Source organism: Sediminispirochaeta smaragdinae DSM 11293 (assembly GCF_000143985.1).
Classification (GTDB): Bacteria; Spirochaetota; Spirochaetia; order DSM-16054; family Sediminispirochaetaceae; genus Sediminispirochaeta; species Sediminispirochaeta smaragdinae.
In genome coordinates this window covers 3,408,760-3,432,278 of sequence record NC_014364.1, presented here as the reverse complement: position 1 = coordinate 3,432,278, position 23,519 = coordinate 3,408,760, and the positions used below count along the sequence as shown (strand labels likewise).

The following is a 23,519-nucleotide window of genomic DNA, read 5'->3' as shown; positions in this document are numbered from 1 at the left end:
TATGATATCGTCACATACCTTTTTTTCTCATAAACGATGGATCCTGCTTTTCCTCTGCTTCTTTACGGCAATGGGAAGTCTTGCTGCACAGGATGAAGCTTCTGCTCTTTTTCGCGAGGCTGAAACCCGATTTCGTAAGGGAGACTATCTTTTTGCCCTTCAGCGCTACGAGGAGCTGATTCGGCAATACCCGGTATCGGAATATGTTGCCGATGCCCAGTTCCGCCGGGCCGTTATCCTCTACAGGACAGGAAAGGCCGAAGAGGCCTTATCCCTGTTTGAGCGTGTCGAAAAGCGATACGCTTCCACCCGGTTCCGGCGCTACATTCCCTTTTGGAAAGGGGTCGCTCTTTTTACCCTGGACCGTTTCGAGTCTGCCGCGTCCGCCCTTGCTACCTACCTCGCTTCCTCCCCCGATCAGTTGCAGGCCGAGGCCGGACGTTATCTCGCTCTCTCGTATCAGAAGCTGGGCGATGCCGATAAGGCCGCTGAAGCCGCCGTTGCATCCCTCGGCAGTCTCTCTTCCGACGATGGGGCATTTCCTTATACCCTTTCTCTCGCTCTTTCCCTGCTTTTGGAGGCAGGGAAGGTCGACCAGGCCCTTGCCCTTCTTCAACCGGTGGACCCCGCCCGCTTTTCTGCCGATTGGCAACAACGATTAGGATTTTTCAAGGCGGAAGCCCTGTACCGCTCGGGAGAAGAGGAGGAGAGCATTCCGTGGTATGTTTCCTCTCTTGACGCTCCTGCCGATACCTCTGCGCCTGCCTATGAGCGGCTTTATTCGATCTACAGAAAGCTTGGGATGGAGGAAGAGCAAAACGAACTTTTCGATCGTGCCATGATCGCCCTTGCCTCGAGGCCGGAAATGCTGAATCGTTTTCTTCTCCAGGCCGGCATCGAGCAGTTTCATGAAGGCTCAAGGGAATTGGCCGAATCCAACCTTCGGAGGGTCTTAAGAACTTCCGGCAACGCTGATCGCCTTGATCTTGCCTCTCTCTATCTTGCGAGAATCCGTGCCGATCAGGGAGATCGGGACGATGCGATCCGTATTCTCCAAGAGCGGGAAAAGGATTCGGGAAGCCTGGACCAGGAACTCCTATTCACATTGGCGCTCTTCCTCTCCGATGCCGAGCAGTGGGATGCTGCAACCCGACGGCTGGATACCTTTCTTGGGCGATATCCCGATTCCCTTCATCGTGATCAGGCCGAATACCTCCGGGCCTACTGTGAATATCGTCTGGGACATCTTTCCCGCTCGTTGAATCTTGTGGATAACATTTTTCGTTCCGGTTATGCCGGAGAGAATACAAGATCGCTCCTCCGGCTGAAGGCCCGTATTCATATGGGGCTCAAGGATTACCGCTCGAGTATCGAAAGCCTTAAGGAGTATATTCCCCTTGCACCCGATGATCTTGAGGCCAGATTGGACCTCTTGCGGCTTTACTATCAGGTCCGCGAGTATCATCAGGTTATTTCGGATGCTCCCTCGCTCCTGAAGGAGTATCAGGAAAAAAATCGATCGATAGAGTACCTACTGGGACTCTCTCTTGTCGCCGTCAAGGAGTATGATCAGGCACTCGATGTCTTCGACCGAATGCTTTCCCGAAAGATTGACGACGATATTACCCCGTATGCCCGTTTTTATGCGGGTTGGGCCGCTTATCGAACCGGTGCCTACAGCCGGGCCGTGGATTTTTTTCGGGCCGTCTATACCGATAATCCTGACCATGAGCTAAGTGCCCGTAGCCGCTACCTCTCGGGCTGGGCGCTCTACACCCTTGGTTCGTACAAGGACGCCGCCCTTGCCTTCGGCGAATATAGTCGACAAATGTCGGGTTCAGAGGCCGAGAAGGGGCTTTTCATGTATGCAAAGAGTTATGCGGCGGCGGGAGATGTCGGGCGGGCCTCCTCCGGCTTTCAGGAATTATCAGGCAAGAAAAGTTCCGCTTATGCAGACGACGCTCTCTACGAATATGCCCAGATGATGCAGAACAACGGCAACGATGAGGAGGCCATTCGAAGCTATTATCAGCTGTGGCAGCAGTTTAAAAGCAGTCCCTATGCCGGCGACGCCCTTTACAATCGCGGAGAGCTCCTTTTTCTTTCCGGTCAGTATCGCAAGGCAGGCGAGGCCTTCTATTTCTACCGGACTCGTTTCCCCAAGGGAGCCCTTGTCGATGCAAGTCTCCATTATGGTGCCCTGGCCGCCCGTAAGGAGGCTGCTCCTTTTCAGGCGGTGTTGCTATGGGAAAAACTCATCGACGAACATCCGAAGAGCGCTTTCTATCCGGAGGCCTTACAGGGCTGCGCCGAACTTTATCGTCAGGCGGGGGAGTATCGAAAATCGATCGCCATGTATACTAAGCTTCTCGATTTTTACCCTGATATTGCGAAAAAGGCGAATGCCGAACGGGAAATAGAGACCCTCGGCAAAATGTTGCAGGGCACGGGAAGCAGGGAAGCCGCCTTGCAGGTGACGATCGAACAGGAATCTACCGGAACGAAGAAGGGAGTGGAGGCGATGGTCGAACTTGGGCGTCTCTACTACGATCGTTACGACCGACAGGAGGAGAAGGCGAAGTCGCTTCTTGAGAAGGTTGTTGCCGAAAAGGATCGTTTTCCCGCTCCGGCGGCCGAAGCCTATTACCTGCTTGGCGAAATGGCCGCTGAAAAGGGTGAGGCAAAGAAGGCCGTCGAGCACTTCCTTGATGCCGCAGCCTTGGGCGGAGAGGGGGATACCTCGGCCCGTTCCCTGTATCGTGCCGCGGAGGTCGCCGCCGATGCAGGGGATCATGATCTGGCGCAGACCATGGTCAGACAGATCGAACGTTCCTTCCCTGATTCCGAATGGACACTTCGGGGACGGGAGCTCTTGGAGGATCGAAGATGAAAACACCTGCCGTAATCATTGCACTGATATTCATCATGCCGATCGGCCTCTTTGCTCAAACCGCTTTGACTGGGCCCGACGAACCCGAAATGGTTGTACCTGAGGTTATCCTGGAGGTCGAAGACGAAGCGGCGGAGGATGTACGAGCCCCCCTTCCCGAGGCTCGTGAACTTCCTCTTCCCGAATTTTCCCTGCCCTCCCCCCAGAGTAGCGGTGAGGATTCCCTCGATCTTCCTGTGATGGCCGATATCCCCGATACCGAGATCGGCAGCTCCGATTCCGGTGCCGACTTTTTCAGTGAGGCACTTGTCGGGGGAGGGATTAACAATAGGCTTGTCGGTGATATCTCCCTCTACCGTCTGGGAGAGGGCCCCCGTTTTTCACTGCGTTTTGCCCACGACGGAACCGACGGCTATAGCGGGGAGGCTTCGGGCACCGGTTATTTTGATCGCACGGACCAGCTTCAGGGAACGGTGCAGGGAGATATCCAGGGAGGCTCCGGAGTTTGGAACTATGGGCTCGACGGATCTTATCTTGAAAACGAACAGGGATTGCAGGGAAAGATGAATGATGCAAGTTCGATTATTCTCAGGTCAACTGCCGCCTCCGGTCATCTGCGATACCCGGGAGAAGGGCGCTTCGATATCGGTTTTGAGGGTAATTATCGTAACACTCGTCATCTTTTTGCCGGGTATCAGGGGGAGAGTGAAGAGACGGTCCTTAATCCTTCCGTTGTCGGATCCTACCAAGGCGAGAGCTTGCTTTCCCGTTTAACCCTTTCGTACCGCTATCACGGTTTCGATGATGAGGACGACAACCGGCTGACGACATCACTTCTTGCCGAGGCGAAACTTGCATCCATGGAAATCGGTGTATCCGGGGGACTGCGATGGGATTTTTCCGGCCAGATGCGTTATCCTGTTTCGATATGGCTGGATGGTGCGTGGAAGGATCTTCTTTCTTACAATACCAGCGGAGGGTTTCGAGTTGTGGAGGATCAGTGGTACGACCTCTGGTCCCTTTTCCCCTTCTGGAATGCCTCCCTCCTTCCCAGCCTGCGGGAACAGTGGTTTTGGGAGGGTTCGGTGGAGCTAACCCCTTTCGGCGGATTCGGTATCCGAGGCTCCTGGGAATTGCAGATAGGGGATTTACTCCCCATTCCCGTCGGTTCCGTTTCGGCAATTTCTTCGGGGGGCCCCTACGAATGGAGAGAGCGCAGCGGAAACGCCTTATCGACGGGGGCGACGCTCTTCTGGGAGCTGGCATCGGGGATCACCCTTGGGACCGGATGGAGCGGATGGTTTTACGACCAACCGGAGCCCCTTGCCTCGGAAAGTCGTTTCCTTGGATATGTGGAGTACAGCTACCGCGAGGGGCTGTTTATCGGGCGTACGGATATCTCGGTGGACCCTCTTGAGGACGAAACAATGCCGCGGCTCGGTTTTTCTCTTGCATGGAGGGCTGCCGAGGGAATGGTCATGAGTGTTGAAGGGGAAGACCTCCTTGAACCGTTTATCGAAGGCGGGCGAAGCTGGACTGGACCCTTCATCGAGAAGGGAGCGCAGTTGACGCTGCAACTTAAAATATCGTTATAGGTAAAGGGGAACTACATGTTTGTTCTGATTGAAAAAGGCGGAATCATCATGATTCTGATCATGATTCTGAGTGTTCTTGCCGCTGTTATTATCATTGAACGGTTGCTCTTTTTCAGAAAGATAAAGGTTGATGAAGAGTCGCTGATTAATCGCTTAAAGGCTACACTTGGAAAGGGCCATTACGATGAGGCGATCGATATTTGTGAGAACAACCCCTCTCCGATCGCCAACCTGATCAAGGTGGGGATTGAGCATCGCGATTACCCAACCTCCGATATGAAGGAGGCAATTACCTCGGCCGCAAACCTTGAGATTCCTCAGCTCGAACGTTACCTGACGAGTTTGGGAACCATCGCCCATATCAGTCCCCTTTTGGGGCTTCTCGGAACGGTCACCGGAAATATCAAGGCGTTCGGTGTTCTCGGCTCCTCCGGGGCTGTGGGGGATCCATCGCTCCTTGCCACCGGTATCTCCGAAGCGCTTTTGACCACTGCAGCAGGCATCGTGGTGTCGGTTCCCGCCATCACCTTTTATAATTATCTGGTCAATAGGGTAAACCATATGATTATCAGAATGGAAAACCGGGTGAACGAGCTGATTCTCTTTATAGGTGGTTCGGAGAAGGAACGATGACCTTTCGCAGACGTTTGAAACCGACGGCAACCGTCGATCTTGTTCCGATGATCGATGTGGTGTTCCAGCTGGTTATCTTTTTCATGGTATCAAGCACCTTTTTGCTGACCCCCGGCATCAGTATCGAGCTTCCAAGTTCCAGTACTGCCGAGCCTGCGGTGATGACGCGACTCGTTGTTACCGTGGTATCCGAAGATGAGATCTACCTGAACAGAGACCGTTACGCTCTTGCGGATCTGAAGGAGGGGCTGGCCTCCCTCCGGAGTCAGGACGATATTAAGGCTGTCATCATCGAAGGAGACTCCGGGGTAAGCTACAGTCTGATGGTCCGGCTCCTCGATGTGCTGCGTACCGAGGGGTTTACGGGTATAACATTGCGAACAAAGGATGATGCCCCGTGATGTATGATTCCCGGGAGCGACTTGGCGTGAGCCTTCTGATCGCTCTGGCTCTGCATCTTTTACTTGCCCTCCTGCTTGGTCTTGTCGACTGGTCTCCCGAAGCGGATACCCTTCGGCTCGACCCTGTGGTGCTTTTGCCTCCTCCTCTTCCTACCGAGCCTGAAGCGGTAACGCCTTCGGAGGTAGAAAAGGTAGAAAAACCAGAAGCAACGGAACCGCAGCCGGAAGCCATAGTGCCTGCCCCCCAAAAGGCCCCTGAGCGGCCTGCTCCTCGCCCGGAAGTCGCGAAGCAGACTTCTCCCCGCGCTTCTGCAGTTGAGACTCCGGCACAACCGCAGCCTAGGGCAAGCAGGGAGCAAGCCTCTCAGCCTCCAGCCTCGGCCGCTCCGTTGCCCGCCCCCGCTCCCCGCATCTCTTCTTCCGAACCTCCCAAGGCCCCTCCCGAGCCTGAAGTCGTCCGCAATAACTGGTCTCCCGGTTCGGAGATTGTCTATGGTGATGAGGCTGCAGGAAGTACCTCAGACCTCTCCCGGTCCGATGAGGACGCGGAAGCTCCTACTGCGGGCGAGGGAAATGAGAAGGCAGCTTCTCCGCTTCTCTCCGACAGTACGGTAGAGGAGAAGCTGGGGGCCATTGCCGATCAGGCCACCTCAAGTGGCCGTTCGGGACAGACCTCGGCCGGTTCTTCCGGGGGGACGGATAACGCTTCGGTCGATGAGCCGGATGTGACCTTCGAGGGCGACCAGACCAGGAAGCTGCTTGCATGGAGTAAACCCGAGATAGAGCCGGAGATGCTTGGCGGACGAAGCTCCGTCATGGTAGAGGTCCAGTTTACCCTTCCTGCCGACGGGCGGCCGCTACTTCCCGAGGTTGTCTCCTCATCCGGTAGCACAGAATTGGACAATGTGATAAAACAGGCCATAAGAAACTGGAAGTTTTCAGAGGCGGAAGATGGCTCTTCGGTGAAAGGGAAGGTCCGCCTTATTATCAGAACCCAATAACAGCAAGACTTGGAGTAGGTATAGTGCAGATTCGGGCTATTGCTTTCGACATCGACGGGACCCTCTATCCGAACCGCAGGATGTATCTTCATTCCCTTCCCTCTTTTCTTTTTCATCCAATGCTGGTTCTCCGTTTCGGCAGGGTGAGAAAAGAGATCAGAAAAAAGGCTTTCGACGGAGGCTTCAGGCAGGCCCAGGCCCGCTTTCTTTCCCGCGCCTCTGGTGGACGACTTTCGGAAACGAAGGCGGCAGAGAAGATTGATCGTCATCTCTACGGGGTATGGGAACGCTCATTTCGAGGGGTCCGCCCCTTTGCCCAGCTTCGGGAGACCCTCCTGTCCTTCAAGCGGTCCGGGGTGAAGCTTGCCGTGCTCAGTGATTTTCCGATTCAACGGAAGCTCTCCTATCTCGGAGTGGACGATCTTATCGATATCGCATGTTGTTCCGAAGATTCCGGACGCCTCAAGCCCGATCCTCTTCCTTTCCGCCGGCTGGTTTCCGCTCTCGGTTTGCCTCCGGAAGAAATCCTGTACGTTGGGAACAGTTATCGGTATGATATCGAGGGAGCCGCAGGAGTCGGGATGCGAACGGCCTATTTGACCCGTTCTCGGGAGCAAAAGGGGATTGCCGACTTTGCGTTCTTCCGTTATCCGGAGCTGCGGCGCTGGGTGGAAGAGAGATTGAATTGACATCTTACTCTTCCTGGGTAACAATAATCGGGGATAAACTGGGAGAGAAATATGGTATTCTCATTGGGAAATGTTATTACCCTCTTGATTGTGGTGCTGGTACTGGCGTTGTACCGGCAAATGGACCGCAATAATCGTTCTTTGGACAAAATTCGGCGCTATTCGGAGAAGATCAAGGGCGAGCTGGACGGTTTTGTGGATGGAAAGACCCAGGAAGTAAAGAATCTCGCCATCGATCTTGATGTTCATCAGAAAACCGGCAAAGAGATCCTTAAGCGAATTGTCGGTATCGAAGAGGAGCTTGGGAAAAAGGCCGAGAAGATTGAGCTTGTGCATGAACGCATCAGTGAGTATGACAAGACACTCGGTGAGCTGGGCCGCATGACCGGTCAGGTCGAAGAGAATCTCAAGCGTCTCCATGAGGAATCGGAATTTGTCGATAAGGTCGGCAAGCGGGTGAAGGAGGCCGGGGTTCGGATTCTCCAGCTGGAAAAACAGATCCCCGAAATCAATGGAAAATTCACAAAGGAAAACGATACGGCCTTGCGAAAGGTGAGTGCCGAGGTGCTGAAGCGTACCCGTCAGATCGTTACCGGTGTTCATAAAGAGGTGGAGGAAGCCGAAACCAGGATCCACAGTTTCACTGAGCAGCTGGACCGGCTTGAGGATCGTCGAAGCTCTATGGAGGCCGAGACGATGAAGGCAATTGAGGCTGGTCTTGATGAACAGCTCTATCGGGCCGAGCAGCGCGGGGAATCTCTTGTCGCCGGTTTCGACGAAGGGCTGAGCGGTACACTTGAAAAGCGAAAGAAAGAGGGCGATCTCTTTCTGCAACAATTACAAGGCGGTCAGGAGCAGCTGAATCAAAGCCTTGCCCGTTTTCGGGATGAGATGTCGGCGATTGAATCGGCCTATCAGGAATCCCTCGAGAGGGCCGCCAAGCGCGGAGAAAACCTTGACGATGAGGTCTTTGAACTTCTTAGAAAAAATATCGAAGCAAAGCGGCAGGAAACCGAGTCGAGGCTACTTGCTGATATCCAGTCGACGGCCAATGCAGCCGAGAAATCACGATCGGAGGTCGATCAGCGCTTAGGCGCTTTTGAGAAGGGGATTAATGATCGCTACGAGGCGCTTACAAAGACGGCTGACGCTGCCGCACTACAGCTTGACGAACTGACCGAGCGTTCCGGCCGCCTCGACACCGATCTCAAACAGCGTCAGGAAGAGAAGCTTGCAGGTTTTGAGCATACCATTGAGAAGACCTTTACCGAACTTGAGGATAAAATTTCCAGTTGGGAAGAGGAGGTCTCCTACCGGTTTACCAGGATCGAAGAGGTTAGCGCCGATATCGATTCTCTTGAGGCCAATCTGCGTGACTCCATGGAACGGGTATCTTCCCGGGTGCGGGATGATTTCGGTCTCTTTAAGGATGAAATGGCCGGCTATCGCAGCGATGAAAAGGAACGGGCTGATACGGAGATCGGCGAAATCCGTAGCGCCATAGCCGGGGTTGAAGAGGAGCTTAACCAGCTGAAGAACCAGGCCTATCAGAATGTTTCTGAAAAACTTGAGGTCTTTGAGTCTGAGTTTTTCGGCGATCTTCAGCGCAGGGCCGGTCAGATGGATGAACGCATCGAGGCGTGGAAAAAGGATGTGGAGATGCGCCTCGAAGAGCTGGGTACCAATGGAGAGAACGGTCGGCAGAAACTGGAAATCGAATATGCCGATGACTTGAAGCAGCGCTTGAGCAGCTTCCAGGGAAAGATATACGCCCAGCAGGAAAAATTCGAGCAGCAGGTCGCCGCTTTTCAGGAGCGAATCGGCGAGCGTATGAACACTACGGGGCAAGCCCTCGGCGGACTTGAAGAGAGTCTCAAGAATCAGATCCTCGAGGCAAAAGAGAGTTCTCGCCTTGCCTTTCAGAAGGAGTTCAGCGATTACGATAGTTCGGTTTCGTCGCAAATCAAGCGGCAGGAGCGGGAACTTACCAGTCGGCTGACAGAAATTTCCGAGGGTGTCGAAGCCAAGCAGGTGGAGCTTAGCCAGATGATGGAGAGTGCCAGAAGCGATCTCTCCGGATGGCAGGAGAAGGTACTTCAGGAGCTCGAAGAGACAAAAGGGGAGCTTTCCGGCGACTATAGCGAATTGAAGAAATCGACCGAGGAGAATATCGGTGCCCTCAGGCGTGATTTCGAGGCGCAGCGTGACGACCTCATCCTTCAGACTCAGGAGGAGCGCACGCGCCTTAAGAACGAGTTAAAGGAAATTTCCGATACCATTTTAGCGTTCGAGGGTGATCTGCGTAAACGTACCGAATCGGCTTTCGACAACTTTAATCGTGACTATGAAAACTTTTCCATCGAGATACAGAAACGTAACAGGGATTTTCAGGCTGATATCGATGAAAGGATCAAGGATTTCAAGGCCTTCGGCGCCGATACAAAGGATAAGGTCGAGCAGATGCAGAAGAAGCTGCTGGGCCGAATTGAGGAGAACAGCGGTGCTCTCGATGCACAGCTCCAGGATATTGATAAGCGTTTAAAGCAGTTTCTGGCCCAAACAAAGCTCTTTGAGCGTGCCGACGCCCTGAAGATCGGGCTGCAGGAAACGATTGAGGATCTCAAGGTGGAAATCAACAGAATCGAAGGACAGAGCCAGGAGATTCGTGAAACCGAACGGAAATTCCAGTCGATTCGGAAGCTGGGTGATGAGGTGAACGGCCGGCTTAACCGTTTCCTTGCCGAAAAAAAGCGGCTTGAGGAAATGGAGGGAGATTTTAAAAAGCTCATCAATATCAGTCAGGCCGTTGATGTAAAGCTTGATCAGGTGACCGGCAGCCATGATGAGCTTCAGTCTATACAGGCGCGGCTTCGGAGCCTCGAGGATCTCGAAAAAGAGATCGAGCAGCGCTATGAACGTCTCGAGAAACGGCGAGATGTAATGGATTCCACCATCGAAGGGGTCGACAGTAATTTCCAGCGAATGACCGATCTCGAAAAGGAGCTTAAGGAGATCGATTCGAAATTGCTCGAGCTCCCGGAAACGATCGACGAATTGCGTCGTCGTATCGATACCCTGGCGATAAACAAGCGTAAGGCAGAGGATGCCATGGAGCAGCTCGAAAAGGTCGATACCCTCCTTAGTGATTCGGAAAAGCGGATTGACGAGTTGCAGAAGGCGCGTGAGTGGCTTGCCCGGACCGAAACCCGTCTTGAAGAGGTAAGCAAACAGGCTCAGGAACAGGTGAAACTGCTCGGATCCATCATGAAAAGCGATGGGGCGACGGGAAGTGATAAGCGGGGGGGGGCTCCGGGGATGAATGCCAGGGAGCTCGTCTCCAGGCTTGCGCGGCAGGGGTGGACCGTCGATCAGATTTCCAGGGCAACGAAGCTGAGCAGAGGTGAGGTCGAGCTTATCCTCGAGATGATTCCCAATAATAGATAACTCTATCTCTTGTTGATATTTCCTCCCTTCATTTGTGAAAATGCTTGACGCCTTTCATCTGGGCTTAGTATTTTAATGATGGCCGTAAAGCCGAAATCAAAGTATATGTTACCAACTTATCATAGAGGTTACGCATGACCAGAGATGATGAACAGAATATAAAAGATGCAAACGATCAGTTGCGTACCGAAGCAGAGGAACAAGAGACTGACGGTACACCGAATATAGCTGAGGGGGAAGAAACGGAAGAATCCGCTCCTTCCTCGGCGGAAGCATCTGTAGGAGAGCAGGGCTCCGATCTTGAGGCAAAGATTCGCGAGCTGGAGGCGGAAAATAGTGATCTAAAAGATCGCTATCTTCGTAAACAGGCTGATTTCGAAAATTTTCGAAAGCGCATGCTTCGGGAAAAGGAAGAGTCGATTAAATATGCCAATTCAAGTCTGATTTCGGATTTGATTACCGTTATTGATGATTTTGAGCGGGCCATTCGTTCTTCCGATGAATCGAAAGATTTTGAGAGCTTTCACTCGGGTATCGAGATGATCGAGAAGCAGCTTGTCGGTGTTCTTGAACGAAAGTATGGTCTTTCGCGAATGGAGAGCGTAGGGAAGGAATTCGACCCTCAGCTTCACGAGGCTATCGGTATGGAAGCGAACCCCGATTATGATGTGCAGACCGTCGTCGAGGACTATCAGCGGGGCTACATGCTCCATGATCGGGTCCTTCGTCATGCCAAGGTACGAGTGGCCATGCCGGCCCCTGAAAAGGGTGGACAGAAGCCTGAGGAGGAGCCTCAAAACGAGGCCGCAAAAGAATAATACGGCGAAGGCCGAATACGATATTTTTATACGAGATAATTAGAGAGAGGAGATATGCACTATGGGACGGATCATCGGAATTGACCTTGGAACGACAAACTCTTGTGTCGCGGTAATGGAAGGCGGAGAGCCGATCGTCATTCAAAATGCCGAAGGGCAGCGGACCACCCCTTCTATTGTAGGTTTTACGGCAAAAGGTGAGCGGTTGGTTGGTCAGCCTGCAAAGAACCAGATTGTTACCAATCCTGAAAACACCATCTATTCGATCAAGCGTTTTATCGGACGTCGTTTTTCCGAAGTGCCGAGGGAAATCCAGATGGTTCCCTATCAGCTGAAAGAGGCTTCCAATGGCGATGTTCGTGTTATGGCTCACGACAAGGAATATTCTCCCCAGGAGATTTCGGCGGCTGTTCTTCAAAAGATGAAGAAGACGGCCGAAGACTATCTGGGCGAGTCTGTTACCGAAGCCGTTATCACCGTTCCTGCCTATTTTAACGATGCTCAGAGGCAAGCGACCAAGGATGCTGGGCGTATTGCCGGTCTTGAAGTAAAACGGATCGTCAATGAGCCGACGGCAGCCGCCCTTTCCTATGGTTTCGGAAAGGACGGGAAGGATGAAAAGATCGCCGTCTATGACTTCGGCGGAGGTACCTTTGATATCTCGATCCTGGAGTTGGGAGATGGTGTTTTTGAGGTTAAGTCGACCAATGGTGATACCCACCTTGGTGGTGATAATATCGATCAGCGAATTATTGAGTGGCTTATTGAGAGCTTTAAGCAGGACAGCGGAATCGATCTTTCCCAGGACCGGATGGCCCTTCAGCGTCTGAAAGAGGCTGCGGAAAAGGCGAAGATCGAACTCTCCGGCACCCAGTCTTCGGATATTAACTTGCCCTTTATTACCGCCGATGCGTCGGGGCCGAAGCATCTGCAGTACAATCTGAGCCGAGCCAAGTTTGAGCAGATGGTTGGGGAGCTTATCGAGGGGACTCGTAAACCCTGTACAGATGCCTTACGGGATGCAGGCCTTTCGCCCTCGGATATTGATGAGGTTATTCTTGTCGGTGGCTCAACACGTATCCCCGCCGTACAGCGGATTGTAAAGGAGATCTTTCAGCGTGAACCCCATAAGGGTGTTAACCCCGATGAGGTAGTAGCCATCGGTGCTGCCATCCAGGGGGGGATTCTTGGCGGTGATGTGAAGGATGTTCTGCTTCTCGATGTTACCCCCTTGTCCCTCGGCATCGAAACCCTTGGCGGTGTCTTTACCAAACTGATCGAGCGGAATACGACGATACCGACCCGCAAGAGCCAGATATTCTCGACTGCCGCCGACAATCAGACTGCCGTTTCCGTGCATGTGCTCCAGGGTGAGCGGGAAATGGCAAGCCAAAACCGTACCCTCGGTCGTTTTGATCTTGTCGGAATCCCTCCGGCCCCTCGAGGGGTGCCTCAGATCGAGGTAACCTTCGATATCGATGCCAATGGTATTGTCCATGTCTCTGCAAAGGATTTGGGCACCGGCAAGGAACAGAAAATCAGGATCGAGTCCTCTTCCGGCCTCACCGAAGATGAAATCAACAAGATGGTTCGGGATGCCGAGTCCCATGCCGAAGAGGATAAAAAAGAGCGGGAAAAGATTGAAGTCCGCAATGAGGCCGATTCCCTGATTTATTCGACCGAAAAAAGTCTGAAGGATTTTGGTGATAAGGTCGATACGTCCGAGAAAGAGAAAATCAATGCTTCCGTCGAGGCCTTGAAAAAGAGCGTGGAATCGGGAGATATAGCGGATATTAAGAGCAAGATTGAAGAGCTGAAACAGGCCTCCTACAAGCTTGCCGAGGAAGTGTATAAGCAGGCAGGGGCCGGCCAGGCTTCCGGTGCCGCCAGCCAGGAGTCCGGGCAGGGCACAGGTAACGAAGCTGGCTCCGGTTCCTCTTCCGAGGCTTCCGGCAATGGCAATGTCGAAGATGTTGATTACGAGGTTGTCGACGACGAGAACGACAAATAGAGTGGAGTCCTAGACAGTGGCCAAGCGTGATTACTACGAAGTCCTTGGGGTCCCGAAAGGGGCCTCCAAGGATGAGATAAAGAAAGCCTATCGTAAACTTGCGATAAAATACCATCCCGACAAGAATCCGGGAGACAAAAACGCCGAAGATTCTTTCAAAGAGGCTACCGAAGCCTATGAGGTTCTCGGAGACGAAAAGAAACGGCAGGCCTACGATCAGTTCGGCTTTGCCGGTGTGGAAGGCATGAACGGAGGTGGTGGAGGCCACGACTATTCGACTGTTTTTCACGATTTTGAAGATATATTTGGAGATTTCGGCGATATCTTTTCAAGTTTTTTCGGAGGTGGCGGGAGCCGGTCTCAGGGCGGACGAAAACGGCGATCCAACCGTGGTCCTGATCTTCGCTATAACCTTGAGGTTTCGTTCAAAGATGCTGTCTACGGAACAAAGGTGGAGATCGCTTATACCAGAAACGTCTCCTGCTCCACCTGTGGCGGATCTGGCACAGCTTCGGGAAGCGGCAAAAAGGTGTGCCCAACCTGCGGCGGTAGCGGCCAGGTTCGACGGAGCTCCGGATTCTTTTCCATTGCTTCCCCATGTCCTACCTGTGGCGGTGAGGGGTACATCATTGAAAATCCTTGTACTGCCTGCCACGGAAGTGGATTGCTGCGAAAACAGCAGAAAATCAAGGTGACAATTCCTCCCGGGATCGAAAGTGGAAAGCGGATCAATATACCGGGACAGGGAGATAATGCAGCCGGCGGCGGCCCTGCCGGAGATCTTTACGTATTTATTACCGTTAAGCCCCATGACTATTTTGAGCGGGATGGGAATGATCTCTACTGTGCAATTCCGATTTCCTTTACGCAGGCTGCACTCGGCTCCGAAATTCAGGTTTCGACCCTTGAAGATAAAAAACTGAAGCTTAAAATTCCGGCCGGGACCCAAAATGGAAAAATTTTACGTATAAAAAACGAAGGTGTTCCCTATCTTCATAACAATGCAAAAAAAGGTGATCTGTACATTAAGATTATGATTGAAGTTCCCAAAAAGTTATCACTGCGCAGCAAACAGCTGCTTAAAGAGCTTGCCGACATAGAGGGGGAAAATGGGACACCGCAACCGGTATCTCTTTCATCTTTACGGTAGGTTTTTGGTGTTTGGAACGCTTGATAATTTTGGTTTCCTTTCTCTTGGATTTGGACACATTCTTTCAGCCTCTGTACAACGGTCGTATCTGACCGTAAACGGAGGCTGTAAGAATGACCAGATGAGGATTGTCGACCATGAACTCTCGGAACTTTTTTCTCTTTTTGATACCTATAATGCTCTCGTTGCGACTCTTTATGATCCGCAGCGCTCTCGTGCTAAGGGGTACCATGTGCCCGATGATATTCTATCGGCTCTTGCCGTTCTGCGTTGTTCCATACGTGCCAGCCGGGGCGAATTCCGTTTTTCTCTTGAATCGGCCCTCGTCGTCATGGATCTCAGCCATTTCCTGTTTGCCATGGCGTCTGCCTCGCAGAATTTTCTTGAAATTTTCGATGGGAGTTTGTCTTCACTGAAAACATCCACTCCTTTTTTTCCCGTTGCTGCCGACCGTCATCTTTTCCTTGAGGGAAAGCAGGAGGATGGGGAATATGTGTTTCGTTTTTCGGGAAAGAACCGTACCAAGGAACTACGATTTCTTCTCGGGGGAAACGAATCTGTTAACTAGCTTTTATCTCCTTCCGATACTTAAAAGGATTTCTCTCTGCAGGAGCCGTATGCAATGAAAAGCCTCGTTACTCTATTTTTTCTTCTGTTGATATGCTATGCCCCCTCGCTCTATGCGGAAGAGAGAGGGCAAGAAGATGGAAATAATGTTTTTCTCTCTGTCCGTGAATTCCGTGACCATGCCCTTTCTGATCCGGTCGGCGTGCCTCCCGATCAGTTTGATACCAGCGGGGACGGAAATATCGATTATATAGTTATCTCCGACCATGACGGAAATAAGCGCTATGAGATGCTTGATTACGATCGTGACGGAGAGATGGACGATTTTTGCGTCTATGGAGGGGAAGGGAAGCTGCTTCGGAGGGAGATTGATTCGAACAGTGATGGTATGCTTGATATTTGGGTCTTCATCAAAGATGGGGCCTACGTCGAAGAGCTGCGACAAGATACCGATTTCGATGGAGTTGTCGATAAGGTAACGAAGTACGGCGAGGAAGATCAGTGAGGAAGGAGATGATGGATCGGCAGCATATCTATGGTTTTCATGCAATTGAAGAAGCGTTGAAAAAGCGGCATCGGGGCGCCGAACTCATGGTTTCCGGCAAGTCCAAGCGGATATCCGCCCTTATTGCGCTGGCGGAACAAAAGGGATGTAAGGTTCGTAATGTAAGCCGGGAAGAGCTTGATGATCTCTCGGGAGGGGTCGATCATCGCGGAGTTCTGCTGTTCCTTTCCGATGCTGTTTCCTCAGGAAGGAAGCCACCTACAAATCGTGATTTCGATACAGTTTTACAGCAGCTGGCAACAAGAGAGGAGCAGGCCCTGATTTTGCTGCTTGACGGAATCACCGATCCCCAGAACCTCGGAGCTATTTTGCGGAGTGCCGATCAATTTGCCGTCGATCTTGTGGTGCTCCCAGAACGTCGAAGCGCCGGGGATGGGGCCGTCGTCGATAAGGTCTCTGCTGGAGCCAGCCTTCATGTTCCAAGGAGTGTGGTTCCCAACATTCCGAGGGCCGTCGAAGGCCTCAAGAAGGCGGGTTTCTGGGTCTATGGGGCCGATATGGGGGGAGGCAGTGCATGGAATTTTTCATTGAAGGGAAAGGTCGCCATGGTTCTTGGCGCGGAAGGAAGAGGAATCGGCAGGCTGGTACGAGAACGATGCGACGAAATTATCTCCATCCCGTCACGAGGCCATATCGATTCGTTTAATGTTTCGGTTGCCGGCGGCATCCTTCTGTATGAATGCCGCCGCCAACAGTGGAGTGATTAATCCTCAAAAAAAGCGTTGCCGATATCGTTTCTGTACCAGGCTCCGTCGAACCTAATACGTTTTACCGCCTCGTATGCACGGGTATTTGCATTGACAATATTATTCCCAAGCCCCACAACGGTAAAGCAGCGGCCGCTGGTTGAAAGTGTTTCGCCTTTCTCTCCAACCCGGGTGGATCCATGAAAAACGAGGGTCTCTTTTTCCGGGAAGGCCGGAATCCGCTTAAGCGGAATCTCTTTTTCGGTTTCTCCCGGATATCCTTCGCTGGCAATGACTACGCCTACCGCAGAGTTGTCATTGTATTGCATAGGGAAGCTGTCGATCGTTTCGTTTTCAATTGCCTCAACCACATTGCCGAAATCCGATTTGATCAACGAAAAGAGCACCTGAGCTTCCGGATCCCCGAATCTGACATGATATTCAATCAGTTTGGGCCCTTCTGCAGTGAGGACGACGGAAAAGAAGAGCACTCCCTTGTACATAAGCCCCTCTTGTTTTAATCCTTCGAAGCTGGGGCCGATGATGGTATCCCGTATAAGATCCATGGTTTGCTTACTTACCGGTGGAACGGGGCAGATAGCACCCATCCCGTTGGTTGCAGGGCCTTGATCGTTTTCTTTTGCCCTCTTGTAATCGGCACAGGGAGGGAGAACCAGAAAACCGTTTCCGTCGGTCAGGGCAAATATCGAAAGACTTATACCGACATGATACTGTTCAAGAAGGATTGAATCCTTTTCCAGAAGCTGCGAACCATATTCAAGGAGCTTCTCCGGCTGATCGGAGTCGAACATTGCCTTCCAGCGCGAAAGACCGTTTTTTTTGATGATCAGCCGCCTACCGCTGTTTTCCTGTATCGCCCTTTCCAGTTCAGAAGCGTTTGTAACAAGGGTTCCTGCCGTTGAAGGAATTCCATAGCGTTTCATGAAGGCTTTTCCGTGGGCCTTATCCGCCTCTAATCTCGTTGTTGCCTTTGGCGCGCCGAAGGTTGGAATTCCTCTTTTCTGTAGGAGGTCCACCATCCCGTTTTCAAGCGCATCCTCGATGCCGCAAAAGACATAATCGATATTCCACTGGCTGCACGCCTCGGCTACCTGTTCGGGATCAGCCGGGTTGATCCCCTTTAGGTTCTCCCCCAGTTCATTCGTCCCCGCATTTCCAGGCGCAATATACAAACCACAGATCCTGTGACTTTTTGAAAACATCCAGGTAACGGCATGTTCCTTCGCACCTGATCCCAACACTAGTACGCGCAATCTCATCCTCCCCATATTGCTGTCAGACAACAGAAAACGGCCTGAGGCCGTTCATCTGAGATTGTCTGAAATGGCATGTGCTTATGTAGCATGATCTATTCTGAAACAATACCTATTGATGAAACGCTAACACTCTTCAGGGGGCAAGGTCAAGTGTGGAGGAGGAGGACTCTCCTCTTAGCGATAGATAGTCCTCTACCGTCCTGCGATAATCTTCTTCGGTTTCACAGGTCACGATACTTTGGCGAAGCGCCGCGGAGCCGTCGAGCCCCTTGGTATAGCCGGTCATTTGTTTTCGCATTTCTCTGCAGGCGACCCGTTCTCCCTTCTCCTCTATGGTGTAATGCAACTGAGTTAAGGCTGCCTTCATGATCTCCGCGACGGAAGGAATTTTGCCTGTGGAATCGTGTTCCAGAAGCCTTCTTGTTTGTTCAAAAATGAAAGGGTTCCCCATGGCACCTCGAGCAAACATGACCCCGGAACATCCCGTTTCCATAAGGAGTCGTTTTGCGGCTTCCGGGGAAAAGGCGTCGCCATTGCCGATAACCGGGACCCTGACTGTTTGGACCAGTTCGGCAATGGTGTCCCAATCGGCACTACCTGAGTAGCCCTGGCTGCGGCTCCTCCCGTGGAGGGTTATCATGGAGGCCCCTGCCGATTCCGAGGCCTGGGCAGCCTCAAGATAGTTTATCGTCTTGCTGTCCCAACCTGTGCGAATCTTGACGGTTATGGGACGGGAACTGCTTTTGGAGAGCAATGAGACAATCCGATAGATTGTCTCCGGGCTACGCATCAGAGCGGCTCCTGCTCCGGTTTTTACCACCTTGGGGACAGGGCAGCCACAGTTAAGATCGATAAGCGTCGGGTCCGCCTTTTCAATGACCGGGAGGGCCCTTTCTGCCTGTTCCGGGCTTGAGAGGAAGATTTGGACACCAAGGAGCTTCTCACCCTTCGCCCGCCTCAACAGGGCTATGGTTTTTGCGTTCCCTCTGGCGAGCGCCTCCCCACTTACCATTTCCGTATAGGTGAAGGGGGCTCCGTGTTCGATGCAGATACGCCGAAACCCCCTGTCGGTAATACCTGCAAGGGGTGCAAGAAAAAGATTGCCCGGAATTGTCACTCCGGGCAGGATGATCGGATGATATAAGCAATCGGTTTTCACAATCCCATTGTCACGGCACCGCTGTGTGCCTATTCCGAGAGACCGAAGACCGTAAGACTGTTACGGTACAGCTGCTCGTTCAGCTCCTCAAGGGAGAGCCCGCGCAGCTCGGCAAGAAATTCCGCGGTGGCATGGAGATACGAGGGTTTATTACGCTTACCACGATAAAACGCCGGAATCATAAAGGGACTTTCCGACTCGATCAACATGCGATCGATGGGCATGTGTTTTGCCGTTTCCTGTAAATTCCTGGCGTTTCTGTAGGTAACATTTCCGGCAAAGGAGATGAAGAGGTTCAGATCCAGCGCCTTTTTCGCATATTCCCAATTCTCGGAGTAACAGTGCAGAATTCCGCCCTTGGGGGGAAGCTTTTCTGATAATATGTCGAAAACATCGGCTCCAGCCTCCCTGTTGTGAATGATAACAGGAAAATCCAGACGGGCCGCAAGTTCCAGTTGTCGCACAAAGAGTTCGATTTGAGAATCTCTATCACCAAATTTGCGGTAATAATCAAGACCAATCTCTCCGATAGCAACCACACGGTCAAGTTTTGTCCCTTCTTCGATTTTTAGCTCCCAATCTTTCCCCGGATTCTGAACTTCCGAGGGAGATACGCCGATACTATGAAGGACATGGGGCGCAGAGGAGAGGTTTTGGTATACCTGGAAGAAGTCATGAAGGTTATTACAGATGCTCACAATGTGCTTAACACCTGACTGTTTCGCTTCCTGTACGATAATGAGTTGTTCGATCGGGTCTTCATTTATCAGCCCGATGTGAGCGTGAGTATCAAATAGCTGCATACAATGATTCCAGTTAGTATTGTGGTTTGTGTATATTTTACATATACTGTTATAACTGTAGCATGAAGAGTAGGTGCCGTCAATTATATTTGACAATTATTTTTGCCCATGGTAGTCTGAATTGACTAATTGTATTGCAGACAGCGGGGAAGGAGCATAGATGTCACCGGCAAATCATTATAAAAAGACAGAGAAAACAATTATAAGGCGCATTCTCGCTTTTTTTGGAATGATTTTTAAGGCGGTCGGTCGCTTCTTTGCAAAGGCCTATCAGACCGGAAAGCAGCGTTTTACCATCATGCTGATTCCCCATTCGGAAAAAAGTATTTTCAATTTTCGTGTTTCGGTTTTTTCTTTGATTTTTTCAGGCTTTCTTCTCGGCGGAGTTGTCGTTTCCTTCCTCCTGTTTAGTACCCGTTTTTCAGGACTTAGCCGGCTTGTAGATCAAAAAGAGACGGCACTTGAAGACTCCAGGTCGAATATTGAAGCGATACGTGAAGAGATCACCGAATTGAAGAAGGTTTCGAAGACCTTCGAGGCTTCCCTTAAGACGACAATGAATACCTTTGGTGTGAAGGGGGATGTGAAGGCCGCTTCGGTTCTGGACGGAGGGGATTTAAGTTCTTTTTTCGACGTCCAGGAACAGAGCGAGGGCATCGGTCGTGAGCTTTCCGAGCTCCGTTCTCTGCGTGAGTTCCTCGAACAGTCAAGTGATGATTTGCTGAGGGTCAGCGATATTATGTCGAGTCAGGGGGATCTCCTTGTGGAGCTTCCAACCCTTTGGCCTGTCGAGGGAGGGGTCGGAAGGATTACCAACTATTTTGGGCCCGAGATTCATCCTTTTACCGGACAATGGTATCTCCATAAAGGAATCGATATCGCCTTTCGGCGGGGTAAGCCTATCGTGGCCGCTGCCAATGGAAAGGTTGTTGAGCGCAAGTATGATGCGATGGGTTTTGGAAATTATGTGGTGATTCGGCATCCTTATGGTTTTGCCACGAAGTATGCCCACATGGATACGGTATATGTTGAAGAGGGTGATGTAGTTACCCAGGGACAGAAAATCGGGACAATGGGAAATACGGGATTGTCGACTGGACCTCATGTCCATTTCGAAGTGCGAATCGGAAGTCAGGTTGTTGACCCCGAACGGTTTTTAAACGTAAAATCCGATCTACGATAAAATAGTTATTTCGAATAAGCGGTAATTTATTTCATGAGCGATTATTTAGATCTTGATGGTGTGTTTATCAATTCTCTTGTCGGTGAAGGGACCAGATTCGACGGAGATATTTCTTTACATGGGCTTCTTCGTATTGATGGAGATTTTCGGGGGGCTGTCAACGCTGCGGATAAAGTTCTTATCGGTAAGAACGGTAGGGCTGAGTGCTCTATTACTGCAGGTACCGTTGTTGTCGGTGGTATCCTTAAGGGGGATATCGTTTCTTCCGAAAAGGTAGTGGTCCTCTCTTCCGGAATGGTGATCGGCAATATTACTACTCCTCGATTGGTCGTAGAGGAGGGGGTTATTCTAAACGGAGCCTGTACCGTTCTTGGAAAAGAAGGGTGCCGGACGGAAGCTGATATACCGATATCCGATCAGAAGCCTCGTGATATCGATCGCTATAATCCGATCCGAAATGCCAAACGCGAGGCTGTTGGTGAGAATGCCGGATCATGGCAAAGATAGATTCTCTTAACGGCGGATTTCCTCTGCGAAATGGGCGAAATCGTCGAAAAACCCGTTCTTCTTCGAAGGATGCTCGGGTTTCTTCTCCTTCGTTTTTTGAAGTTGTTACAGCGGAGAATGAGGTGTCTGTCGATTCTCTTGCCCCCTATGCTGTCGCTGCTGAAAATACTTCTCTTGAAGAATTGTTGGATGACGTCCACACCTTGGGTGAACGGTTGAAGGAGCGTCCGACAATGGATCGGATTAAGGAGTATCGAAGAGCTGTTTCCTGTTTTTTGCAATATATTGTTCATTACACCTTTGAAGCAGAAACCATAGAGGGAGCCCGTTTTATCAACCCCATGAAAAAACAAAAGCGGTATACACTGATCCGAGTCGTCAATGAGAAGTTGGAACGATTGGTTTCAGGGGTTTTGGCCAATCAACTTCCCCAGCTTGAACTCCTTCGACGGGTTGAAGAAATCAACGGTCTGCTCGTTGATCTGCTGCAATGATTAGGAGGCTTCGCTATGAGCGATAATTATATTGAAGAGCCCCTAGGGGCGCCGGAGGTGGACGCCTCCGCATCCTCTATTGCGGAGGATAATGTTTCTCCTGTTATGGTAAAATTCCCATATTCCAGCGAAACGGTTGTCTGTCTTGCTGATAATGCCGAGGTACTGTCGATAGGTGATATGGTACTTGTGCCGAGCCGATACGGAAAGGATCTTGCAAAGGTTCTTGGCCCTGTCCATTGCCCTGGTTGCAGCGAAGATCCTCCTCCCAAGGTGCTTCGTAAGGCGAACGATCAGGATCTTGCCACCTATGAGCATAATCTTGAACGGGAGCGGGAAGCATTCAATATCTGCAGGGAAAAAATCCATGCACATGGGCTTGAGATGAAGCTGGTTGCGGCGCACTACCTTCTGGATGAACCAAAGGTCCTCTTCTTTTTTACTGCCGAGTCGAGGGTCGATTTTCGGTCCCTGGTAAAGGATCTTGTCTCAGTCTTTAAAATGCGCATAGAGCTCAGGCAAATAGGGGTCCGTGATGAATCACGGGTTCTTGGTGGTGTGGCCGTTTGCGGACGTCAGTTTTGCTGCCATGGAATTACCGATAAACTCAAGCCTGTTTCGATTAAGATGGCGAAAGAGCAAAATCTTTCTCTTAATTCTATGAAAATTTCCGGTCCCTGTGGTCGTCTTCTTTGCTGCCTTTCTTATGAATATGACTTTTATCGCGAGGAAAAGGCCCTTGTTCCCTCAGAGGGAACAAGGGTCAGAATCGGCGGGGAGACATTTAAAGCCATTGAGGTGAATATTCTCACGAAAAAAATACGTTTTGCAGGGCCGGAGGGGCGTAGTGTGGAGGTTCCTTTTTCCCGTATCAGCCGGGGAGAGAATAAGGAATGGCATATCGACTACGATCCGGATGCGGAAGATTGAAATATGAATAGTGTGCTTCTTATGTTGACAGCAGGGCTGTTTTTTGATACGGTGCAACACCGTGACATTATAATACGGAGGAGATAGATTGCCATCAAATAAGTCCGCCGAGAAACGGCATAGACAGAATCAGAAGCGGAGATTACGGAACCGCATCATGAAGAGTGGTGTGCATACCGCACGGCGTAAGGTTGATGCGGCATTGAAGAGTGGGGATAAAGAAGCTGCAGAACAGGCTTATAAAGCCTATGTTCAGCTTATTGACAAGGCTGCAAGAAAGAGTGTTCTTCACAAAAACAATGCAGCAAGGAAAAAATCCCGACTTAGCAAAGCCCTGAACGCTCTTCAGGTTCAGTAGGGTGGCGATTGTCCAGATTGTTATGGAAGAAACCGGTAACAAACTGACAAAAGCAGAAATTATTGAACGCATTTACGAAAAACATGAGGTTAATCGGTCTGATATTCACGATGTGATCGATGCGCTTTTTGAAGAGTTGAAAGATGCACTTCAGCAGGATCGCGTCGTTGAGCTGAGAGGCTTTGGTACCTTCGAGATCAGAACCAGAAAGGGACGGGATCGTGCCCGTAATCCAAAGACTGGCGAGATTGTGCCGGTCAATACCCATGGTGTTGCTGTATTTCGACCAGGAAAGGAACTGAAGCAAATCGCCTGGCCCTTACGGGGAGAAAACGGCGGCTCCGGGGACGAGTAGTGT

At 51.2% G+C, this 23,519-nt stretch carries 22 protein-coding genes; 19 read left to right on the top strand and 3 right to left on the bottom strand.

Features of this window, described 5'->3' with window-relative positions; genetic code table 11:
* Position 1 precedes the first annotated feature (1 nt).
* From SPIRS_RS16165 to rlmB, 13 genes are all read left to right on the top strand, one after another.
* Complete coding sequence (locus SPIRS_RS16165) at positions 2–2,890, top strand: tetratricopeptide repeat protein (protein WP_013255763.1); 2,889 nt, start codon at positions 2–4, stop codon at positions 2,888–2,890.
* On the top strand, positions 2,887–4,485 hold the full coding sequence (locus SPIRS_RS16160) for a TonB-dependent receptor (protein WP_013255762.1): 1,599 nt from the start codon (positions 2,887–2,889) through the stop codon (positions 4,483–4,485). The genes SPIRS_RS16165 and SPIRS_RS16160 overlap by 4 nt, the downstream gene beginning before the upstream one ends.
* Before the next feature lie 15 nt (positions 4,486–4,500).
* The gene (locus SPIRS_RS16155) at positions 4,501–5,118 is read left to right on the top strand and encodes a MotA/TolQ/ExbB proton channel family protein (RefSeq protein WP_013255761.1); all 618 of its coding nucleotides are present in this window, start codon (positions 4,501–4,503) and stop codon (positions 5,116–5,118) included.
* On the top strand, positions 5,115–5,519 hold the full coding sequence (locus tag SPIRS_RS16150) for an ExbD/TolR family protein (protein ID WP_013255760.1): 405 nt from the start codon (positions 5,115–5,117) through the stop codon (positions 5,517–5,519). Before SPIRS_RS16155 ends, SPIRS_RS16150 begins: the two co-directional genes overlap by 4 nt.
* The gene (locus SPIRS_RS16145; protein ID WP_013255759.1) at positions 5,519–6,520 is read left to right on the top strand and encodes a TonB family protein; all 1,002 of its coding nucleotides are present in this window, start codon (positions 5,519–5,521) and stop codon (positions 6,518–6,520) included. Before SPIRS_RS16150 ends, SPIRS_RS16145 begins: the two co-directional genes overlap by 1 nt.
* A 23-nt stretch (positions 6,521–6,543) precedes the next feature.
* Entirely contained in the window at positions 6,544–7,209 is a 666-nt protein-coding gene (locus SPIRS_RS16140; RefSeq protein WP_013255758.1) for an HAD family hydrolase, read from the top strand.
* Positions 7,210–7,260: 51 nt separating this feature from the next.
* Complete coding sequence (locus tag SPIRS_RS16135) at positions 7,261–10,653, top strand: SpiroCoCo family coiled-coil protein (RefSeq protein WP_013255757.1); 3,393 nt, start codon at positions 7,261–7,263, stop codon at positions 10,651–10,653.
* Positions 10,654–10,787: 134 nt separating this feature from the next.
* On the top strand, positions 10,788–11,471 hold the full coding sequence (gene grpE, locus SPIRS_RS16130) for a nucleotide exchange factor GrpE (RefSeq protein ID WP_013255756.1): 684 nt from the start codon (positions 10,788–10,790) through the stop codon (positions 11,469–11,471).
* 61 nt (positions 11,472–11,532) lie between these two features.
* Positions 11,533–13,482 carry a molecular chaperone DnaK gene (gene dnaK / locus SPIRS_RS16125; RefSeq protein WP_013255755.1) on the top strand — a complete coding sequence of 650 codons (1,950 nt, stop codon included), beginning with the start codon at positions 11,533–11,535 and terminating at the stop codon, positions 13,480–13,482.
* Positions 13,483–13,498: 16 nt separating this feature from the next.
* The gene (gene dnaJ / locus SPIRS_RS16120) at positions 13,499–14,632 is read left to right on the top strand and encodes a molecular chaperone DnaJ (protein ID WP_013255754.1); all 1,134 of its coding nucleotides are present in this window, start codon (positions 13,499–13,501) and stop codon (positions 14,630–14,632) included.
* Between the two features lie 7 nt (positions 14,633–14,639).
* Positions 14,640–15,200: an amidophosphoribosyltransferase gene (locus SPIRS_RS16115; RefSeq protein WP_148224200.1), complete on the top strand. Its 561-nt coding sequence runs from the start codon at positions 14,640–14,642 to the stop codon at positions 15,198–15,200.
* Positions 15,201–15,254: 54 nt separating this feature from the next.
* Positions 15,255–15,704: a hypothetical protein gene (locus tag SPIRS_RS16110; protein ID WP_013255752.1), complete on the top strand. Its 450-nt coding sequence runs from the start codon at positions 15,255–15,257 to the stop codon at positions 15,702–15,704.
* A gap of 8 nt (positions 15,705–15,712) precedes the next feature.
* Positions 15,713–16,471: a 23S rRNA (guanosine(2251)-2'-O)-methyltransferase RlmB gene (gene rlmB / locus SPIRS_RS16105; RefSeq protein ID WP_013255751.1), complete on the top strand. Its 759-nt coding sequence runs from the start codon at positions 15,713–15,715 to the stop codon at positions 16,469–16,471.
* Here rlmB and purD read toward each other — a convergent pair.
* From purD to SPIRS_RS16090, 3 genes are all read right to left on the bottom strand, one after another.
* Positions 16,468–17,730, bottom strand: a complete 1,263-nt coding sequence (purD, locus tag SPIRS_RS16100) for a phosphoribosylamine--glycine ligase (protein ID WP_148224091.1) — start codon at positions 17,728–17,730, stop codon at positions 16,468–16,470. The genes rlmB and purD overlap by 4 nt on opposite strands.
* Before the next feature lie 130 nt (positions 17,731–17,860).
* Positions 17,861–18,886, bottom strand: a complete 1,026-nt coding sequence (dusB, locus tag SPIRS_RS16095; protein ID WP_049784674.1) for a tRNA dihydrouridine synthase DusB — start codon at positions 18,884–18,886, stop codon at positions 17,861–17,863.
* 29 nt (positions 18,887–18,915) lie between these two features.
* Complete coding sequence (locus SPIRS_RS16090; protein ID WP_013255748.1) at positions 18,916–19,689, bottom strand: TatD family hydrolase; 774 nt, start codon at positions 19,687–19,689, stop codon at positions 18,916–18,918.
* 160 nt (positions 19,690–19,849) lie between these two features.
* Between SPIRS_RS16090 and SPIRS_RS16085 the strand changes: the two genes are divergently transcribed.
* The 6 genes from SPIRS_RS16085 to SPIRS_RS16060 all read left to right on the top strand — a co-directional run bounded on the left by SPIRS_RS16085 (position 19,850) and on the right by SPIRS_RS16060 (position 23,516).
* Positions 19,850–20,872 carry a M23 family metallopeptidase gene (locus tag SPIRS_RS16085; protein WP_013255747.1) on the top strand — a complete coding sequence of 341 codons (1,023 nt, stop codon included), beginning with the start codon at positions 19,850–19,852 and terminating at the stop codon, positions 20,870–20,872.
* A gap of 33 nt (positions 20,873–20,905) precedes the next feature.
* On the top strand, positions 20,906–21,379 hold the full coding sequence (locus tag SPIRS_RS16080; protein WP_013255746.1) for a bactofilin family protein: 474 nt from the start codon (positions 20,906–20,908) through the stop codon (positions 21,377–21,379).
* Positions 21,367–21,873 (top strand): YaaR family protein, encoded by a 507-nt coding sequence (locus SPIRS_RS16075; protein ID WP_013255745.1) that lies wholly within the window; start codon positions 21,367–21,369, stop codon positions 21,871–21,873. The genes SPIRS_RS16080 and SPIRS_RS16075 overlap by 13 nt, the downstream gene beginning before the upstream one ends.
* A 15-nt stretch (positions 21,874–21,888) precedes the next feature.
* Positions 21,889–22,803 (top strand): PSP1 domain-containing protein, encoded by a 915-nt coding sequence (locus SPIRS_RS16070; protein WP_013255744.1) that lies wholly within the window; start codon positions 21,889–21,891, stop codon positions 22,801–22,803.
* 88 nt (positions 22,804–22,891) lie between these two features.
* Positions 22,892–23,161: a 30S ribosomal protein S20 gene (rpsT, locus tag SPIRS_RS16065; protein ID WP_013255743.1), complete on the top strand. Its 270-nt coding sequence runs from the start codon at positions 22,892–22,894 to the stop codon at positions 23,159–23,161.
* Position 23,162: 1 nt separating this feature from the next.
* Positions 23,163–23,516: an HU family DNA-binding protein gene (locus tag SPIRS_RS16060; RefSeq protein WP_013255742.1), complete on the top strand. Its 354-nt coding sequence runs from the start codon at positions 23,163–23,165 to the stop codon at positions 23,514–23,516.
* Positions 23,517–23,519 lie beyond the last annotated feature (3 nt).

What these genes read in the sequence shown, in the direction of transcription:
- rlmB (WP_013255751.1), top strand. Translation starts at nt 15,713, where the DNA reads ATGATGGATCGGCAGCATATCTATGGTTTTCATGCAATTGAAGAAGCG.
- grpE (WP_013255756.1), top strand. Translation starts at nt 10,788, where the DNA reads ATGACCAGAGATGATGAACAGAATATAAAAGATGCAAACGATCAGTTG.
- SPIRS_RS16070 (WP_013255744.1), top strand. Translation starts at nt 21,889, where the DNA reads ATGAGCGATAATTATATTGAAGAGCCCCTAGGGGCGCCGGAGGTGGAC.
- SPIRS_RS16135 (WP_013255757.1), top strand. Translation starts at nt 7,261, where the DNA reads ATGGTATTCTCATTGGGAAATGTTATTACCCTCTTGATTGTGGTGCTG.
- SPIRS_RS16155 (WP_013255761.1), top strand. Translation starts at nt 4,501, where the DNA reads ATGTTTGTTCTGATTGAAAAAGGCGGAATCATCATGATTCTGATCATG.
- SPIRS_RS16075 (WP_013255745.1), top strand. Translation starts at nt 21,367, where the DNA reads ATGGCAAAGATAGATTCTCTTAACGGCGGATTTCCTCTGCGAAATGGG.
- purD (WP_148224091.1), bottom strand. Translation starts at nt 17,730, where the DNA reads ATGAGATTGCGCGTACTAGTGTTGGGATCAGGTGCGAAGGAACATGCC.
- SPIRS_RS16080 (WP_013255746.1), top strand. Translation starts at nt 20,906, where the DNA reads ATGAGCGATTATTTAGATCTTGATGGTGTGTTTATCAATTCTCTTGTC.
- SPIRS_RS16160 (WP_013255762.1), top strand. Translation starts at nt 2,887, where the DNA reads ATGAAAACACCTGCCGTAATCATTGCACTGATATTCATCATGCCGATC.
- dnaK (WP_013255755.1), top strand. Translation starts at nt 11,533, where the DNA reads ATGGGACGGATCATCGGAATTGACCTTGGAACGACAAACTCTTGTGTC.
- SPIRS_RS16150 (WP_013255760.1), top strand. Translation starts at nt 5,115, where the DNA reads ATGACCTTTCGCAGACGTTTGAAACCGACGGCAACCGTCGATCTTGTT.
- SPIRS_RS16085 (WP_013255747.1), top strand. Translation starts at nt 19,850, where the DNA reads ATGTCACCGGCAAATCATTATAAAAAGACAGAGAAAACAATTATAAGG.
- SPIRS_RS16145 (WP_013255759.1), top strand. Translation starts at nt 5,519, where the DNA reads ATGTATGATTCCCGGGAGCGACTTGGCGTGAGCCTTCTGATCGCTCTG.
- SPIRS_RS16090 (WP_013255748.1), bottom strand. Translation starts at nt 19,689, where the DNA reads ATGCAGCTATTTGATACTCACGCTCACATCGGGCTGATAAATGAAGAC.
- SPIRS_RS16110 (WP_013255752.1), top strand. Translation starts at nt 15,255, where the DNA reads ATGAAAAGCCTCGTTACTCTATTTTTTCTTCTGTTGATATGCTATGCC.
- SPIRS_RS16165 (WP_013255763.1), top strand. Translation starts at nt 2, where the DNA reads ATGATATCGTCACATACCTTTTTTTCTCATAAACGATGGATCCTGCTT.